The 1,584-nt window shown below is 68.4% G+C and carries 2 protein-coding genes; both read right to left on the bottom strand.

Annotated features, from left to right (window positions below):
- Positions 1-182 precede the first annotated feature (182 nt).
- Positions 183-896, bottom strand: a complete 714-nt coding sequence (gene rplA / locus QH283_RS14030) for a 50S ribosomal protein L1 (protein ID WP_280503445.1) — start codon at positions 894-896, stop codon at positions 183-185.
- An 83-nt stretch (positions 897-979) separates the two neighbouring features.
- Positions 980-1,414, bottom strand: a complete 435-nt coding sequence (gene rplK, locus QH283_RS14025) for a 50S ribosomal protein L11 (protein ID WP_280503444.1) — start codon at positions 1,412-1,414, stop codon at positions 980-982.
- Between the last annotated feature and the right edge of the window lie 170 nt (positions 1,415-1,584).

The following is a 1,584-nucleotide window of genomic DNA, read 5'->3' as shown; positions in this document are numbered from 1 at the left end:
TGGATGGGATAGCCACCCTCACCACTGCCCCCACCACGCCCCCACCCCCCCCCCTGCCCCCCCCCCGCCCCCCCATCCCCCCACCCGGGGGGGGGGCGGGGCCGGTAAACCGCCGGTCGGGGGGGCACGGGGCCTTGGGGCCCCCCCCCCCACGAACGGTTCAGGGTGCTACCTGGTGCGACTCACGCGTCCTCGTCGAGGAGGTTGCGGGTGCGGTTCGGGTCCACCGGGATGCCCGGTCCGGTGTTCGTCGAGACCGTCACCTTCTTGACGTAGCGGCCCTTGGCGGTGGAGGGCTTGACACGCAGGATCTCGTCCAGCGCGGCGCCGTAGTTCTCCACCAGCTTGGCCTCGTCGAAGGACGCCTTGCCGATGACGAAGTGCAGGTTGGCCTGCTTGTCGACACGGAAGTTGATCTTGCCGCCCTTGATGTCGCTGACGGCCTTGGCCACGTCGTTGGTGACCGTGCCCGTCTTCGGGTTCGGCATCAGACCGCGCGGGCCGAGGACACGCGCGATGCGGCCGACCTTGGCCATCTGATCCGGGGTGGCGATCGCCGCGTCGAAGTCCAGCCAGCCGCCCTGGATCCGCTCGATCAGATCCTCGGCGCCCACCGCGTCGGCGCCGGCGGCCTCGGCCTCGGCGGCCTTCTCACCGGCCGCGAACACGATGACGCGGGCGGTCTTACCGGTGCCGTGCGGCAGGTTCACGGTGCCGCGGACCATCTGGTCGGCCTTGCGGGGGTCCACACCGAGACGCACCGCGACCTCGACGGTCGCGTCGGTCTTGGTGGTGGCGGTCTCCTTGGCCAGCCGCGCGGCGGCCAGCGGGGAGTAGAGCTTCGAGCGGTCGACCTTGGCGGCCGCCTCGAGGTACGCCTTGCTTCGTTTTGCCATGATTGTCTGTCCTTCGTGGTTCAGAAGTGGTTCACGGGTCTGGCCGACCCTCCCACCGAGTTGTTGCCGGACGACCGCCGGAATCAGGCCTCGACGGTGATGCCCATCGAGCGGGCGGTACCGGCGATGATCTTCGCGGCCTGATCGAGATCGTTGGCGTTGAGATCTTCCATCTTGGTCTTGGCGATCTCGCGCACCTGGTCCATGGTCACCTTGGCGACCTTGGTGCGGTGCGGCTCGGCCGAGCCCTTCTGCACACCCGCGGCCTTGAGCAGCAGCTTGGCGGCAGGCGGGGTCTTCAGCTTGAAGTCGAAGGTCCGGTCCTCGTACACGGAGATCTCGACCGGGATGACGTTGCCACGCTGCGACTCGGTCGCGGCGTTGTACGCCTTGCAGAACTCCATGATGTTGACGCCGTGCTGGCCGAGGGCGGGGCCCACCGGCGGAGCCGGGTTCGCCTGACCGGCCTGGATCTGAAGCTTGATGATCCCGGCGAGCTTCTTCTTCTTGGGGGGCATCTTTCTTTCCTAGGTGTCGGTGTCCTTGCTGTGTGCAAGCCTCGCGTAAGTCGAACCCGCGGCGCGGGCCGAACCATCCCGTCGCCTGCCGTCCCGGCGGCGACGGAAGCAACTAGATCTTAGCGACCGGGGTGAAGGCCCGCTAGACCGGGGTCTCGCGGCCGCAGATC

The organism is Nocardia farcinica, from assembly GCF_029867845.1.
Lineage (GTDB): Bacteria > Actinomycetota > Actinomycetes > Mycobacteriales > Mycobacteriaceae > Nocardia > Nocardia farcinica_A.
Note: the sequence above shows the minus strand (reverse complement) of the source record. Positions and strands in the feature narration are given on the sequence as shown.